This window comes from Algoriphagus antarcticus (genome assembly GCF_002150685.1).
GTDB lineage: Bacteria > Bacteroidota > Bacteroidia > Cytophagales > Cyclobacteriaceae > Algoriphagus > Algoriphagus antarcticus.
In genome coordinates, this window is the sequence record NZ_MSSW01000007.1 from 47,459 (window position 1) to 62,569 (window position 15,111).

Annotated in this window: 13 protein-coding genes; 7 read left to right on the forward strand and 6 right to left on the reverse strand. The window is 39.7% G+C overall.

Features of this window, described 5'->3' with window-relative positions:
- Nucleotides 1-162: 162 nt before the first annotated feature.
- The 4 genes from BVH04_RS03935 to BVH04_RS03950 all read right to left on the reverse strand — a co-directional run bounded on the left by BVH04_RS03935 (nt 163) and on the right by BVH04_RS03950 (nt 4,854).
- Complete coding sequence (locus tag BVH04_RS03935; RefSeq protein WP_086540027.1) at nt 163-1,143, reverse strand: PorP/SprF family type IX secretion system membrane protein; 981 nt, start codon at nt 1,141-1,143, stop codon at nt 163-165.
- Nucleotides 1,144-1,219: 76 nt separating this feature from the next.
- Nucleotides 1,220-1,993 carry a uroporphyrinogen-III synthase gene (locus BVH04_RS03940; RefSeq protein WP_086540028.1) on the reverse strand — a complete coding sequence of 258 codons (774 nt, stop codon included), beginning with the start codon at nt 1,991-1,993 and terminating at the stop codon, nt 1,220-1,222.
- A gap of 33 nt (nt 1,994-2,026) precedes the next feature.
- Nucleotides 2,027-3,148, reverse strand: coding sequence for a DUF4271 domain-containing protein (locus tag BVH04_RS03945; RefSeq protein ID WP_086540029.1), 1,122 nt, complete (start codon nt 3,146-3,148; stop codon nt 2,027-2,029).
- A 2-nt stretch (nt 3,149-3,150) separates the two neighbouring features.
- Entirely contained in the window at nt 3,151-4,854 is a 1,704-nt protein-coding gene (locus BVH04_RS03950; RefSeq protein ID WP_140160516.1) for a BamA/TamA family outer membrane protein, read from the reverse strand.
- Between BVH04_RS03950 and hemW the strand changes: the two genes are divergently transcribed.
- From hemW to BVH04_RS03985, 7 genes are all read left to right on the forward strand, one after another.
- The gene (hemW, locus tag BVH04_RS03955; RefSeq protein ID WP_317045484.1) at nt 4,829-6,022 is read left to right on the forward strand and encodes a radical SAM family heme chaperone HemW; all 1,194 of its coding nucleotides are present in this window, start codon (nt 4,829-4,831) and stop codon (nt 6,020-6,022) included. The two genes, BVH04_RS03950 and hemW, sit on opposite strands and share 26 nt — an antisense overlap.
- A 13-nt stretch (nt 6,023-6,035) precedes the next feature.
- Nucleotides 6,036-6,347: a DUF721 domain-containing protein gene (locus BVH04_RS03960; protein ID WP_086540031.1), complete on the forward strand. Its 312-nt coding sequence runs from the start codon at nt 6,036-6,038 to the stop codon at nt 6,345-6,347.
- A 111-nt stretch (nt 6,348-6,458) separates the two neighbouring features.
- Nucleotides 6,459-8,537, forward strand: a complete 2,079-nt coding sequence (locus BVH04_RS03965) for a GAF domain-containing SpoIIE family protein phosphatase (RefSeq protein ID WP_086540032.1) — start codon at nt 6,459-6,461, stop codon at nt 8,535-8,537.
- Nucleotides 8,538-8,540: 3 nt separating this feature from the next.
- A complete protein-coding gene (locus BVH04_RS03970) occupies nt 8,541-8,873 on the forward strand; it encodes an STAS domain-containing protein (protein WP_086540033.1) in 333 nt (110 codons plus the stop codon).
- Between the two features lies 1 nt (nt 8,874).
- A complete protein-coding gene (locus BVH04_RS03975; RefSeq protein ID WP_086540034.1) occupies nt 8,875-9,288 on the forward strand; it encodes an ATP-binding protein in 414 nt (137 codons plus the stop codon).
- An 87-nt stretch (nt 9,289-9,375) separates the two neighbouring features.
- Nucleotides 9,376-11,376: a peptidylprolyl isomerase gene (locus tag BVH04_RS03980; RefSeq protein WP_086540035.1), complete on the forward strand. Its 2,001-nt coding sequence runs from the start codon at nt 9,376-9,378 to the stop codon at nt 11,374-11,376.
- A gap of 52 nt (nt 11,377-11,428) precedes the next feature.
- Entirely contained in the window at nt 11,429-12,796 is a 1,368-nt protein-coding gene (locus BVH04_RS03985) for a peptidylprolyl isomerase (RefSeq protein ID WP_086540036.1), read from the forward strand.
- Nucleotides 12,797-12,859: 63 nt separating this feature from the next.
- Here the strand turns inward: BVH04_RS03985 and BVH04_RS03990 are convergent, their stop codons facing one another.
- Both BVH04_RS03990 and BVH04_RS03995 read right to left on the reverse strand, forming a co-directional pair.
- Nucleotides 12,860-13,180 (reverse strand): hypothetical protein, encoded by a 321-nt coding sequence (locus tag BVH04_RS03990; protein ID WP_086540037.1) that lies wholly within the window; start codon nt 13,178-13,180, stop codon nt 12,860-12,862.
- A gap of 91 nt (nt 13,181-13,271) precedes the next feature.
- A complete protein-coding gene (locus tag BVH04_RS03995; RefSeq protein WP_086540127.1) occupies nt 13,272-15,062 on the reverse strand; it encodes an ABC transporter ATP-binding protein in 1,791 nt (596 codons plus the stop codon).
- Between the last annotated feature and the right edge of the window lie 49 nt (nt 15,063-15,111).

Sequence of the window (15,111 nt, forward strand, 5' to 3'; positions counted from 1 at the left end):
CGTTTTTTCGTGCATCAAATAATTACGTTTTGTAATGTATTTTCAGGATTCGAAATGTAGCTGAATTTGGCACAATAATGCAAATAACCAGCCAAAATATGGGACTATCATAACATCTAGGTAAACCCCATTTTTTACAAAACCCCACTCTTTCAGATAATTTCAAAACCTAAACCTAGGAGTTCTTTGAATTACTCGTTGTACTTCCTTACTCACATCTAACAGTGTATAACGAAGCATAAGTTCATGACTAGTCGGTGATTTAGCCTCAACTCCACTAATTACTAAATCAAAGGCATACCCTAATTTGAGAGAATTGTCTTTTAACAGACTATAACCCAGAATTAAGGAAACCGATTCCTCACCTCGAAAACCTATCCCGCCACTTATCTTATTCTGATACGTAGCGATAACGCTCGCTTCATAAGAAAAATTATTATAAGACACTGTTTTTAATAGCAAACTAGGTTCTATAGCAAGCTGCCCCACTGGTCTGAACCTATATCCCAGCAACAAATAAGAATGATTTTTCAATTGATTTTCATAAGAACCATCCCCAAAATCAAAATTTGGCTCGTTTATATGTCTGCTACTTAGACCTATATAATAGTCACCAGCATCTAATAGCAGTCCAGCGCCTACGTTGAAATTGATTTGGCTCTCCTTTCCAGAATTCGGAAGGTTTGGTTCTGGATTCACCAAGATAAGTTCATCGTAATCTATCGAACTGGAATACATCCCTACATACGCACCAAAACTCAACGTAGATCTATTAAGTTTCTTATGATATGCACCTTGGAGGTTAATCTCCAAATTACTTGATGCTCCTATTTGATCATTGACAAGCGTAAGTCCGTAGCCTATATTTTTACCTTCAAGCCTTCCTTGGGCTGTCACTAGTTGGGTGACCGGCGCTCCTCCTTGGCCGGAATTAGTAGTATAATTCAACCATTGTGAGCGATGTAAAGCTGAGAATCTATATCCTCCGTCCTTACCAGCAAACGCAGGATTATAATATGTGCCATTATACATATACTGTGTAAATTGAGGATCCTGCTGGGCCATGAGCGAAGAAATCTCAAAAAAGAATAATAAGAGAATCGAATATCTCAAAAAGCATTTAGAATGGCCTTTTTGAATCATTGTATTATGGTTTCGTTCAAAGTAATAACTATTGTAAGAATTTAAACTGAAAAACCACAGATTTAGATTCTATGTTTTACAAATTATTCACCTTTTTAATATAAAGCTCTAATGCGCCTGTCATGCTTGGGGCATTTGGCATAGGAGCTTCAATATCCAAAATCAAATCCAAATCTCTAACTGCTTGGGCAGTGGTAGGCCCAAATGCTGCTATTCTGGTGTATCCTTGCTCAAACTCAGGGAAATTGATTTTCAAAGATTTAATCCCAGAAGGACTGAAAAAGGCAAGGATATCATATTTCACATCAGCCAAATCAGATAAATCTGCCTCCAGCGTGTGGTAAATTATAGCTTCTGTGATTGCAATCCCATTCTTTTCCATGTATTCTGGAATATCATCCTTACGAATATCTGAGCACGGAAATAAATACTTCTCGGATTTATGCTTTTTAAAATAATCAAATAAATCCTGTGCGGTCTTTTGACCTACGAATAATTTACGCTTTCGGATTACTATATACTTCTGGAGATAATGTGCCGTTTGGTCTGAAATACAAAAATATTTCATATCTGCCGGCATCTCTATTTTGAAATCCTTGCAGATCGCAAAGAAATGATCAATTGCATTACGGCTTGTGAAAATCACAGCAGTATGCTTCAAGATATCAACCTTCTGCTTACGGAATTCCTTTGGCACAACTGGCTCAACTTTTATAAACTGACGAAAATCAATCTTCAGATTATATTTTTCAGCCAACTGCAAGTAGGGAGAATTTGCAGCCGATGGGGCTGGTTGAGATACTAGAATACTTTTTACTGGTTTGAACCTGTCTTTGGTAACTGCGCTCATGCTTCTATTATTCCTTTTTGGTGATTGCTTAGATTAATGACCCAAATCAAGCACCAATTTGGCCAAGATTAAAAAGGGCACTAATTCCGCGATGCAAAGGTAAGTAAATAAATGGTATTTCTTAAAGCCGAGTCTATTCACCATTATTAGGAACAACGCTAGAATACCTAAAATATATATCCAGAAAAAACCTGTAAAGGAGAGCTCTAACGCCATTTTAATTGAAGAAAATTCATTGAGTAAAAAAAATGCACATACCAATATCAAGCCGATGGTAGAGATAACAACTAAACGCAATAGATAAAAGAAATGGGGAAATTCCAATTTTCCCAAATCAAATAAATAAGACAGGATTCTGATAGCTGTAAACTTGAGAATGGTAAGTATCAAAAGAAAAAATGCGCCTCCTAACCAGATAATGATTAGTGAAGTAAAGCTCAGTTCTATTCTCGCTTCTAGCCATTCCTGGCGAAAAGCAACTAAACCAGTTACCATCGCCAGTGACAAAAGCATATTCACTAGAAACACATAAAACAGAATATCTATGGAGAAAAACTTCTGCAAACTCCCACTTTCAGAAAAATCTTCTGCGTTCAGCAATGATATTGGCTTTACCATCATTGCAAAAATGAATGGATAAGCCAACTTATAAAGTGTTATCAAAAGCAAGGAAATGAGTAATCCAACAACAAAAAAATCACGAATACTTTGCCTGTCAAAATTCCTCTTATCTGAAAGCAATCCCACTTCAGTTATACTGGATTCTAAGGTTTCAGATTTCAAAATTTTCTTTACACTGGCCTGATCTGAAGAAATCCCATTCTTGAAAACAGTGAGGTTTACTCTTTCACTGGAAACTTCTTTCTTGAAATCTGCCACTTGCTCTGTGAATACAGTATCCTGATCGGTGAAAAACCAAAGTTTCTCCCCCACAAAAACCACTGAATGATCTGGAAACTCAAATGAGAAGGAAGCCAATGGAAAAGTCTCTAGATCCAAATCTAGGATCAATCGATCATTTGAACTAAACCATTTCTCACGCTCTCCTTCCTGCCACTTTGGATTGTAATCTTCCAAAACTTGGGCTATAGCATGTTGCCCCACTATGAACATTAGTGAAAGTATAAGCAGTGACTTGCTGATCAATTTTTTCATACTCAAAATCTGGCTAAGTAGCCAAAATGTATCCTGGAATAGGAAAATTGTAAGGGTTGTAAATTTGACTTCCCGACTCCGTAAATAAACCGAAAGACTCCAGAGCCGGTATCCAGATTGATTCCAGCACCAAAAGAGATAGGTTTGTCAATCGAGGGTGCAAAGTACGGGTTTTCCAGAATCCCGAAGTCAGCAAAAACCATGAGAAATGAATTTTCTCCAAAAAAAAGTCGCTGCTCCACATTTATATAGCCAAAAGATCTGGCAAAAAAGTAGTTCTCATTAAAACCACGGATACTTTTCAAACCTCCAAGACGAAACAAATCATTCAAGAGCAAGTTTTCATTTTGGGTGAATCCTCCACTTCCTTTCAACCAAATCCCCCAGCTTGGTCTGATAAAAATGTGCTTTTCTATTTCTGCCTTCCCCAAGTACTGCGGACTGTTCAAATCCAAATTCACATAAACCTCTGGCGGAAAACCTGTATTTTCTAAAATCCTCTTATTCCCCAAAGCAAATTCACTCCTAATCAAAAAACCTCTTCTGGGAAAATAAGGAGAATCCAACTTATCCCAATTCCAACCCAATCCAAATTGATTCCAGCGGTAATCCGCTACGTCTGGAAGTTCTGTCACATCCCCATAAGGTTCAGTACTTAGCACATTGCTGGATTGTCGCCGAGTGAAAAACCGCAGATAACTATCCATAGTCAGGTGATAGCCAAAATCCAAACTCAAGTACCTATTTAAAAAAGTGGAATCTTGCTTGAGCAAATTGAATCCCACACTGACATCCAGTGGAGAATTAAATAGAAAAGACTCTTTTGCAGAAATATCCAGAGACTGCGTTTGCACATTCAAACGCTGCCAATGAACAGCCACGTCTCTTCCTTGGCCTCCCAAATGATACAATTCCAAGTCTAGCTGACCTGTGATGAGCATCTTCCCAGGTTCATTTGCATTGGGCAGCAATCCTATTATCCCATCCAGCACATTGGTATTTCTATCCCTTAATGTAAATGTAGGCTGCGCCTTTTTTATCTGAAAATCGATCTCGGGAGACTGCATCTGCACAAAATAAGGAGAACGGCTCAGCACTTGATTGGCATCATCCAGTTGCTTTTGGGAAAAAGGCATACCTGGCCGAATCCCAGTAATATTCTGAATATACTTTTCCTGAGTTTTGGTATCTCCAGCTAATTTCACACTATCCCAAAGTATCAGTGGACCAGAGTCATAGTTAAAAACAGCAGAAAGCTCATTGCCCTTCCTCTGAATGCTATCTAGTTTTATTTGAGCAAAAGGAAAGCCGTTGTTCTCTGCTTCTTTGATCATATTCTGCATCCACCGCGAAGCTGAGGCATATTCCTGAGTCAATGGATCAATATCCTTGGAAAACTCACTAGGTACATTTCCTTGAGAAATTGACTCCCAAAAATATTTCTCTCCAAGCACAAAACTAACTCGAAGGGAATCCTTGGCTATTTCTTCCTCCATTACAAAAACCTCAAGGTAACCCTCATTCTGAAAAGAATTCTCAATAGAATCGACGTATTTCTCTCCTTCAGCTTTGGAAGTAAATGCCGTCCAATCCGCTAATTGCTGTGGATCATCGCTAGACCATTTCACCCAATAGCCATTTTGAGCTTGGCAAGTCAGTCCTCCAGCAAGGAAAAAAAGGATGGATACCAAAAAGGAGGTTTTCAAAGGGCTGGCTGGGATTGATTATATTCGCAAAATAATAGAATTCACATTGGCGGGCATATACATACACATTCCTTTTTGCAAGCAGGCTTGCCATTATTGCGACTTTCACTTCAGCACCAATCTGGAAAGAATGGATCAGATGACCGAAATGATTTGTCATGAATTGGAATTAAGAGCCGATTACCTCAAAAACAAAAACTTAGAAACCGTCTATTTTGGTGGAGGAACGCCATCACTTCTTAAGCCAAAACTGATTGAAAAAATTCTAAGCCAGATTGCCAAGACTTATAATTCGGGGTGGAAAGAAGTAACGCTTGAAGCAAATCCTGATGATCTAAGTGTGGAAAATTTAAGCACTTGGAAAAACCTGGGAATAGATCGTCTGAGTCTGGGAATTCAGAGTTTCGATGAGGATGTATTAAAATTCTACAATCGGGCACACACTTCGGAAGAATCCAAATCCGCAATAGCAAAGGCGAGAAAGATAGGATTTGAAAAATTCAGTCTGGATTTGATATATGGTTATCCACAGCCAGATCACACCCTATGGAACCAGGATCTATCTGAAGCTCTCGCCCAGAACCCAGGACATATTTCCAGCTATGCATTGACTGTAGAGCCCAAAACTGCACTTGGTAACTGGGCAAAAAAAGGAGCTTTCCAGCCAGCGGATGAGGATTTTGTAGCTGAGCAATTTGAAATGCTTCAAGAGCAAACCGACAAAGCTGGATATATTCAATACGAAGTTTCCAACTTTGGAAAACCCGATCAATTTGCGCTTCACAATACAAATTACTGGAAAGGCGTACCCTACTTAGGAGTAGGACCAAGTGCTCATTCTTTTGATGGGAAAAATAGGGGTGCAAATCCCTCCAATAATTCCCTTTATCTGAAAAGCATGGAGAGACAGACCATTCCATTTGCTGTGGACAACCTGACAGATGAGGAGCGATTAAACGAATATATCCTTACAGGACTGCGCACACTTTGGGGAATTGATTTTGGAGTTATCCATAAGGATTTTGATCATGATCTTTTGTCTTCCAAAAAATCCATTTTGGCCCAAATGGATTCTGAAGGCTGGCTCGAATGGAAGGATAAAAACCTATCTTTGAGCAAAAGCGGAAAACTGCTCGCAGACAGTATTGCAGCTGCACTTTTCGTTTAAGATTCACTTCAATATGAGCAAAGACGGATATTTCAGTAGAAAAAAGGAAGTGGCACCACTCGAGTCAGCTTTCAATGATCTGCTCAAAGCATACCGATTGGAAGGTAAATTCAGAGAAAAATCTTTGGTGCACGACTGGCCAGATCTTGTAGGTAAAACCATCGCAGATCGAACCACTTCTGTATTTATTAAAGACAAAAAACTTTTTGTGAAGCTAAGTTCAGGGCCTATCAAGAAAGAATTATTGATGAACAAAAGTAAAGTACTCACGCTGATCGCAGAGAAGTATGGTGCTGGAGTGATCGATGATTTGGTTTGTATATAAATACAAGCTGTTTATCTTTAATTTAGGCTTTTTAACATTCGACTCCATTCACTAACTTATCCTCCATCACCATTTCCCAATCCCAATGAGTAATATTGTGGAAGCACATCCATGATCAAACTACCACCTATCCATATCGGAAAGCTAAGCTTATTGCTCGCCATCTTGGTATGGCTCGCCTTGCTATTTGTGAATTTGGTAAGACTGGTTGGAAGCCTCAATCAAATGGATTCTGGTATTGCAATCGAATTCACATGGATCTTGCAAACGCTGTTCTATTTGACCGTATATGGTTTTTATAATTATTCAATTTCAAAAAGTACTCAAAGCGATTTCCTCAATTTAATATGGAGAGGAGTTTCTACCGGCATCTTTGCCGTTGCGGTCTATATTATCATTGATTTATTCATTGGCTCGCTAGGCGAAAGTAAACTTGCCTCAGATCCATTTCTTGAAACATTCTTCTATCATGTACGCTTCGGGTTACTAACTATTTTTTTGATTTCTACTGCACTTTTGTGGCAGCACCTTATTCTTTATCAAAAAACCAAGGGAGTAGTAAAACAATGGCAGGCTTATGAAATAGCTATGCTAATCGCAATGTTTTTAGTGTTTTTTGATAGAGGTGTAAGTGATTATCCCTTCTTCTTTGGCATGGTTCTACTGGGAATATTAGCAGTAATCCTCTCAACTAATTTGAAATGGATTCCTTACTTGACTTATAAAGAAAAATGGAAATCCTTACTCTTTCTTGCCATCATTATTTCCTCTGTATCTTATTTCGTTTGGTACACTTTTTCCATTGAGGTCGAAAGGAATTATCCAGTCAATCTAACTTATAATTTATTCCTGATTTCTCTTTTTTGGTTTGTTTTAGTTTATGCTGTTCTCAGCTTTTTAGTCACATTATTCAATCTCCCCACTTCTTCAGTTTTTGAGCAAAAGCTGACAGAAGCGATCAATTTCCAGCGCCTAAGTCAGTCCATACAGCCCGAAGAAAACGAGGAACAAGTGCTGGACATTCTAATGGATTCCTGTATGAGTGCGGCATATGCTGATGCTGCTTGGCTGTCGATGACTAGTGAAGAATTTCCCGATGGTTTTTTTCAAGAGCATTTTATTGATCGAAAGACTAGGGAAGAAATCGCCGATTTGATCGAGCAGCAAAAACCTGCACAAGAATGGTCTACTGAAAAGCGTCTAGACAAACTCAACCCAATCACCCTCAGACTGAATCATCCAAAATTCGAATCGGTGCTCTTGGTTCCTTTGGTAATCAACAAATCGGTAATTGGAAAAATCGTGCTCTGCAAAGAGGTTCGTGATGGCTTCAACAAAGAAATGTTGAACATCATCAGCACTTTTGGAAGCCAAGCCTGCATCGCAGTAGAAAACCATCGATTGCTAAATCAAGCAATTTTGAACGAACGCTATCAAGAGGAATTGAAAATCGCACAGCGAGTGCAAAAATCCCTACTTCCTACCAAACTGGATCATAATCATACTTTTGATATTTGCGCCTATTCCAATGCTGCGGATGAAGTGGGGGGTGATTATTACGACACTTACAAACTCGACGAAGACAGATATGTATTGATTATCGGGGACGTATCTGGCAAGGGAACTTCGGCAGCTTTTCACATGGCTCAGATGAAGGGTATTTTCCAAAGTCTCATTCAGTTGAATCTCAGTCCCTCTGATTTTATGATCAAAGCCAACGCCGCTTTAAGTAACTGCTTGGAAAGAAACCATTTCATCACTGCCTCTATTTTCATCATCAATACTGCTCAACAAACCGTGTGTCATTCACGTGCTGGTCATGTCCCTACCCTTTTTCATCAGAAAAAACTGAACAATTCTACCTATTTAGAGATTGATGGTTTGGGTTTGGGAATTTTAAGAAACATGCAATATGAAAATCACGTTGTGGAGAAGACATTCACCTATCAGTCAGGAGATATATTAGTCCTATTCACAGATGGCATAGTAGAAGCAAAAAATCAAAAGTCCCATCAATTCGGTTATGAACGCATCAGAACCTTATTAGAAGTTTCTCACGAACTTAATCCTCTAGAAATTCAGACTAAAATAATTGATTCTCTGCATGCATTTGTAGGTGGAGATGGATTGATAGATGATGATTATTCTATTATGGTAGTGAAATTTACCCATTCAAATAAAGAAAGCTAGAAGATGCTAACAATAGAAACCCAACACGAAAACGGACACGACATTTTACTGCTCAGAGGAGAAGTGGATGCCAGCAATTCGGTGATACTGGATGAGGCGATCACCAAGGCAGTTGCCGATGGAAGCAGTTCCATTCTAGTAGATGGGGCTGGTCTGGAATACATTTCTTCGGCAGGATTGGGAGTATTCATGTCTTATTTGGAGGATTTTCAGGAAAAAGAAATTGATCTCAAAATCTATTCGCTTTCCGATCGCGTATTTGAAGTGTTTAAAATATTGGGCTTAGACCAATTGATGCGTATTTATCCTGATAAAAAAACTGCCCTGCTTAGCTGAAATGGAACATCAGTTGAAAATATCCTGTCAGACTACAGCACTCGCTGAGTTGCGTGTCTTTTTGAAAAAGACGCTCGGAGAGTTGCATCTGTCTGACATCGACCAACTCCAGATCACGCTGGCAGTGGAAGAGGTATGTGCCAATCTGATCATCCACTCGCATCAGTGCAATCCGCTAGATTATATCCAACTCAAAATCAAACAAAATCCCGGCAAATTGATTTTTGAAATCACCGACAAAGGCAAGGCCTTCAATATGCTCGATTATGAGGTTCCCGCCTTAGATAAAGTAAAAATTGAAAAGAGAAAAGGAGGTTTAGGCATAATTTTGGTCAAGAAGATAATGGATGAAATAGAGTTTGAGTCTAGCAAAGGCACAAATACCTGCCGCCTGATCAAATGGTTTCAATCCTAATTCTTGTTAAATGCTTAGTATTCGGGACATTTGACTTGAAATCCTAATAAATTTGTAAAATTGCATTCCAATTCTGCCATTTCATACATGACAAACCGAACCATTTCGGCACTTCTATTTACCCTCCTCCTAATATTTGAGTCTTCTGTAGCAACGATGGCTTTTGTTCAAGCAACGGGGCAGGATGACCCCTTATTGACCATAGGAGGTAAGACTGTGGATAAGGATGAGTTGATTTACTTACTTTCAAAAGGAAATAAGTCTGAACCTGGCACTCCAGGAATGTCCAGAGACGAGTTTGATGAGAATCTTGATCTATTCATCAATTACAAACTAAAAGTAAGAGAAGCTGAAGCCAAAGGGCTTGATCAGTCTGAGGAGTTTCTCAAAGAGTTCGAATCCTTCAGAGAGAATATCAAAGCTCCGTTCCTTATCCGAAATTCATTGGAAGAAGGCGAATTGAGAAAAGCCTATTCCAGAATGCAGGAGATCATACGAGCCAGTCATATTCTCCTCCAATTTCCTGCAAATGCAAGCGAGGAAGACAGTATGATAGTCCTTCGTATGGCAATGAAGATTGAAGATGAAATAAAAAACGGCGGAAGTATCAATGATCTTGCGGTAGAATATTCAGATGATCCATCTGCGCAAATCAATAAAGGAGACCTAGGGTATTTCACCGCCCTTCAAATGGTTCAGCCATTCGAAGACGCTGCATTCTCTCTTCAGCCAGGGCAAGTTTCAGACCCAGTTTTGACCAACTTTGGCTACCATATCATCAATGTAAAGGATCGTCAACCTAATCCTGGTCAAGTCCGCGTTTCGCATATTTTAATAAGAATAGATGAAAATGCGCCAAATGGCGAAGATCTGGCTAAGCGCAAGGTGGCTGATATATATAATGAGATCCAGAAGGTAAGCACCATCTGGGACGACATCGTAAAAAATTATTCTGAAGACCCATCAAGTAGCTTAAAAGGTGGAATATTGCCATGGTTTAGCGTTGGATCTATGATTCCAGAATTTGAAATGGCTGCATTTTCATTGACCGAAACGGGTGAAGTGTCCCCTCCTATCAGAACTCGATATGGTTATCATATTTTGAGATTAGAGGAAAAAAGACCTGTAGAAAGCTTTGAATCAATGGAAGAGAGTATCCGCTCCAGAATTTTAAGAGATTCGCGCTCTACAATGATTCAGTCGCAGGTGATGTCCATTCAGAAATCCCGATACAATTTCGACGAAAACGAAGGGAATGTTGCAAAATTGAGAGCAGAATTAAATACTACCACCAAATCTGGATTTGCTCAGTATTTGACCGAAAAAGACCTAGCAGCTGATCAACTCTTTTCCCTCCAGGGCAAAAGCTACATCGCTCAGGATCTTGCAGATTATATGGCAGAAGAAGAAATTAGTCTAAAGATTAAGACCGGAACTTTCGATGCTTGGTATGAGCGTTTTGCGGCATCAGAATTAAATAAGGCTGAAGAGGCAGATTTGGCAGCGAACAATAAAGAATATCGCATGCTGCTGAAAGAGTACCGAGACGGTATTTTGCTATTTTCACTTATGAATGAAGAAGTCTGGCAAAAAGGCCTCATGGATTCTGTGGCGCAAAAAGCTTTTTACCAGAAAAACATTCAGGAATATCAGTGGAAAGGCCGAGTGAATGCCTACATCGTTAAAGTCCTTGATATGACTCAACTGGATGCTGCGAGGAAAATTCTCCAAGGCAATCCACTTTCGGATGAGCTGATCGCTTCCTTCGAGAGTAGCTACGAAAGCACCAATTCACTGGCTTTCCAAACAGAATCCGGTAACATCGAATACAGTGAGCACCCGGTTCTATCCAAAGCAAATATGAATGAAAGCTATCAAGAGCTGGAAGCAAACGGTCATTTGCATATCGTGCTTCTAGGCGAAAAGACGAATGCAGAGCCTAAAAAATTCGATGAAACGCGCGGATTTGTCATACGGGATTATCAGGAGTATTTGGACAAAAATCTCATAGAGACTTTACGGAAAAAATATCCTGTTAAAATCAACCCAAAAGCTAAAGAAGAGACTTTCATTGCTTTGAATCAATAATAATTCACAAAAGAAAACCGTCTCCCAAAAATAAAGAGATGGCAAAACATCCATGAAATTGCTAAACCGACTTACATTCACTTTAATTGCCAGCTTGCTAATTACCGCATCATTTGCTCAAGAAGCACCTCCAACAGGACAGGTTCTTGACAAAATCGTGGCTAAGGTGGACAATTATATTTTGCTGGAATCAGATGTGCAGAAAGCGTATTTGGAAGCTTTGTCCCAAAATCAGCAGGGGCAAGAAGCTCCATCTAGATGCCAAATTTTTGAATCATTGATGATCAATAAACTGATGGTCGCCAAAGCAGAAGTAGATTCGGTGATAGTCACTGACGCAGAAGTAATGCTACAGACAGAGCAGCGATTCAGCATGGTCATGCAGCAGTTTGGAGGAGATGAAAATACACTTGTAGAAGCCTATGGCAAAACCTCGGAGCAGCTGAAGGCTGAAATCGAGGACGTGATCAGAGAACAACTGATCGTACAACGTATGAGAAGTCAGATCACCGAAGGATTGACAGTTTCTCCGAATGATGTGAGACAATTTTACAACAGTATTCCTGCCGATTCTTTGCCTCTATTCACTTCAGAAGCTACTGTAGGCCAAATCGTGATCAAACCTGAAGTAAATCTTCAGACTAAAGATGATATTTTCAAACAATTGAATCAATTCAAAAATGATATTGGGGAAGGAAAAGCGGAATTTGCAGACCTAGCCAGACAGTATTCAGAAGATCCCGGATCTGGAGCTCAAGGCGGAGATTTAGGCTTTTTCCGAAGAGGCGAATTAGCCCCAGAGTTTGAATCAACAGCATTAGCACTGAAGCCAGGCGAATTAAGTGACCCTGTAGAAACAGCTTTTGGAGTTCACTTAATTCAATTACTTGAGAGACGCGATGACGGGACATTTAACACAAGGCATATTTTGAGAATCCCGAAGGCTACTACTGCTGATATAGAAAAAGCAGAAAGGTACCTTGACAGCTTAAAAACGGAGATAGAGGCTGGAAGAATGGATTTTGCTAAAACAGCTAAAGACTTATCTGACGATAGAAGCACATCTGATAATGGAGGCTTCTTTACAGATCCTTCCAACAATTCAAGTCGACTATCCTTGCGTACGCTTGAGGATCCACTTTTATTCTTTATGATAGATACTATGCAGGTTGGCGATATTACTATGCCTATGCAGTTTGATGATCCTAGAGAAGGAAAGAAAGTGCGGATACTTTACTATAAAGCAAAGTATCCTGCTCACCGAGCTAATATGGAGGATGACTACGAAAAGCTAAAAGCAGCTGCTCTGCGCAAAAAGGAAGATGATCTTCTTGGAAAATGGTTTATTACAGCAAAAGAGGATATTTTCATTGACCTCGATCCAGCCTATGATCGATGTAATGCACTCGCAGAGAAATAACAAAAAAATGCCCGCGAAAATTCTCGGGCATTTTTATTTCTAGAGAGTTTCAATCTCTAATTTCTACTTCTTTTTAGCAAATAGCGCTTTAAACGCCAGCCCTATTTGTTTCAATCCTTCTTTAAATAAGCCTTTTGACTCTTCCAATTTTGGCTTGAAATCGTCAGATCTTTCCTTAAACTCCCGCTCTAGAATATCCTTGCCTTTTTTAAACTCCGCTTCTAGCGTAGTCTTGTTCTCTTTCAATTCCTTGATCTTCTTTTCGATCTCGTCCTTAGCATCCGATCCCGCCTCGGCGCCTTTCTTGACCAGTTCTTCAATTTTATCACCAATTTCCTTGAGTACTTTTTCCATGTCTTGTGTGGCGGATTTCTTTTCTTCCATGACTAAAAATATTTAGATGAACTGATATGCGTTAAGTTAAATACTTTTTCGTAAATGCTACTTTTCTTTAACAGAATATGAATTGAAATCTCTAATTATCAACAGATTCCCCAGCTTGAGTCTGCTTTTCGTACAGCTCAGCATACACTCCTTTCTGCTTCATCAGCGACTTATGATTTCCGCGCTCGATGATTTTACCATCGTCCAGTACGATGATCTGATCTGCTAGCTTAGCTGAAGACACCCTATGGGAAATAATGATGGAAGTACGATTTAGCATGATATTCTTCAGCGCTGTCAAGATCACATTTTCTGTCTTGGTATCTACTGCCGAAAGACAATCGTCAAGAATAAGAATCTTAGGCTCCTTAGCAATCGCTCTTGCAATGGAGACACGCTGCTTCTGCCCACCGGAGAGCGTGATTCCCCGCTCACCTAACATGGTTTCAAATCCCTTAGGGAAATCCACGATATTTTGATAGACATCAGCATCTTTAGCCGCCTGCTCGATGATCTTCGGATCTGATTCTTCTATCCCGAATGCAATGTTATTACCAATGCTATCAGAAAATAAAAACACATCCTGCGGCACATAACCTATTTGCCTGCGTAGATCAGAGATAGAGAACGCATCAATTGGTTTACCATCAATCTTAATCACTCCGCTATCAGGATCATACATGCGCATCAATAAATTGGCAATCGTAGATTTACCAGAGCCTGTGGTACCGATGATCCCCAGTGTTTGTCCTTCTTTAATCTGGAAGCTGACATCTTTCAGCGCATTTATTCCCGAATCAGGATATACGAAAGAGACATTCTCCACTTCTACTGTTCCGCGGATGTCTGCTTTGATTTCATCTGTACTCAGCAGGTCATTCTTTTCATCCATGAATTCGTTAATCCGAGTCTGAGAAGCTGCTGCTCGCTGCACAATACTGGTGACCCAGCCTAAGGAAGTAACTGGCCAAGTGAGCATATTTACATAAAGTATAAACTCCGCTATCACTCCATAGCCAATCTCGCCGCTGATTACCTGCAACCCGCCTGCATAGACTGTAATGATCGTAGAAATACCCACCAAGGCCATGATGATCGGGAAAAACAGTGAATTGACTCTAGTTAGACGTATGGATTTCACTTTGTAATCTTCACTTGCTGTCGCAAAATCATTGGCACTATCACTTTCTCTGACGAAAGCCTTTAGCACTCGAATTCCTGAAAAAGCCTCCTGAACAAATGTGCTTAACTCGCTCAAACTTCGCTGAATCTTTTCCGACCGCTCATTGATCATATTATTCACATAATATATACTCAAAGAAAGCACCGGAAGTGGCAAAAGTGCATAGAGCGTCAGCATAGGATTGACGGTGATCATATAAGTAATCACCAAAGGAAAGAGGATCAGCAGGTTCAAGCCATACATAATAGCTGGTCCGAGATACATCCGGACACGGCTTACATCTTCCGTAATCCTAGCCATCAAATCTCCCGTGCTATTCTTTCTATAGAAGCTCAACGGAAGTTTTTGGTAGTGATCATAGATCTCATTCTTCATGTCATATTCCACTCTTCTGGACATGATGATGAGTGTCTGCCGAATGAAAAACAAGAAAATTCCTCGTAGCAAAGCCATCACTAGGATCAAAACTCCGAAGACCAGGACGAATTTTAGAAAAATATCCTGTGCCTGCTCACCCATTCCACCCTGCTCCAAAGGGCGATAAATGGACAAACTTTCAACCACATAATCTATTGCAAGCCGGACTAGTTGCGCAGGGATAATTACGAAAATGTTAGAAATCACCGTAAAAACTATCCCCAAAAGGATCAAGCCCTTGTATTTGTACAAATACTTATTAAGTCGCCAAAGTGGTTTCACCAAATAAAAATTTTAAAATGAAGGAAATAGATTAGTAAAACTGGGTACA

Bases quoted from the DNA above. Each gene is read 5' to 3' on its own strand.
- BVH04_RS03990 (WP_086540037.1), bottom strand. From the start codon at position 13,180: ATGGAAGAAAAGAAATCCGCCACACAAGACATGGAAAAAGTACTCAAG.
- BVH04_RS03965 (WP_086540032.1), top strand. From the start codon at position 6,459: ATGATCAAACTACCACCTATCCATATCGGAAAGCTAAGCTTATTGCTC.
- BVH04_RS03940 (WP_086540028.1), bottom strand. From the start codon at position 1,993: ATGAGCGCAGTTACCAAAGACAGGTTCAAACCAGTAAAAAGTATTCTA.
- BVH04_RS03960 (WP_086540031.1), top strand. From the start codon at position 6,036: ATGAGCAAAGACGGATATTTCAGTAGAAAAAAGGAAGTGGCACCACTC.
- BVH04_RS03935 (WP_086540027.1), bottom strand. From the start codon at position 1,143: ATGATTCAAAAAGGCCATTCTAAATGCTTTTTGAGATATTCGATTCTC.
- BVH04_RS03945 (WP_086540029.1), bottom strand. From the start codon at position 3,148: ATGAAAAAATTGATCAGCAAGTCACTGCTTATACTTTCACTAATGTTC.
- BVH04_RS03975 (WP_086540034.1), top strand. From the start codon at position 8,875: ATGGAACATCAGTTGAAAATATCCTGTCAGACTACAGCACTCGCTGAG.
- hemW (WP_317045484.1), top strand. From the start codon at position 4,829: ATGGATACCAAAAAGGAGGTTTTCAAAGGGCTGGCTGGGATTGATTAT.
- BVH04_RS03980 (WP_086540035.1), top strand. From the start codon at position 9,376: ATGACAAACCGAACCATTTCGGCACTTCTATTTACCCTCCTCCTAATA.
- BVH04_RS03985 (WP_086540036.1), top strand. From the start codon at position 11,429: ATGAAATTGCTAAACCGACTTACATTCACTTTAATTGCCAGCTTGCTA.
- BVH04_RS03970 (WP_086540033.1), top strand. From the start codon at position 8,541: ATGCTAACAATAGAAACCCAACACGAAAACGGACACGACATTTTACTG.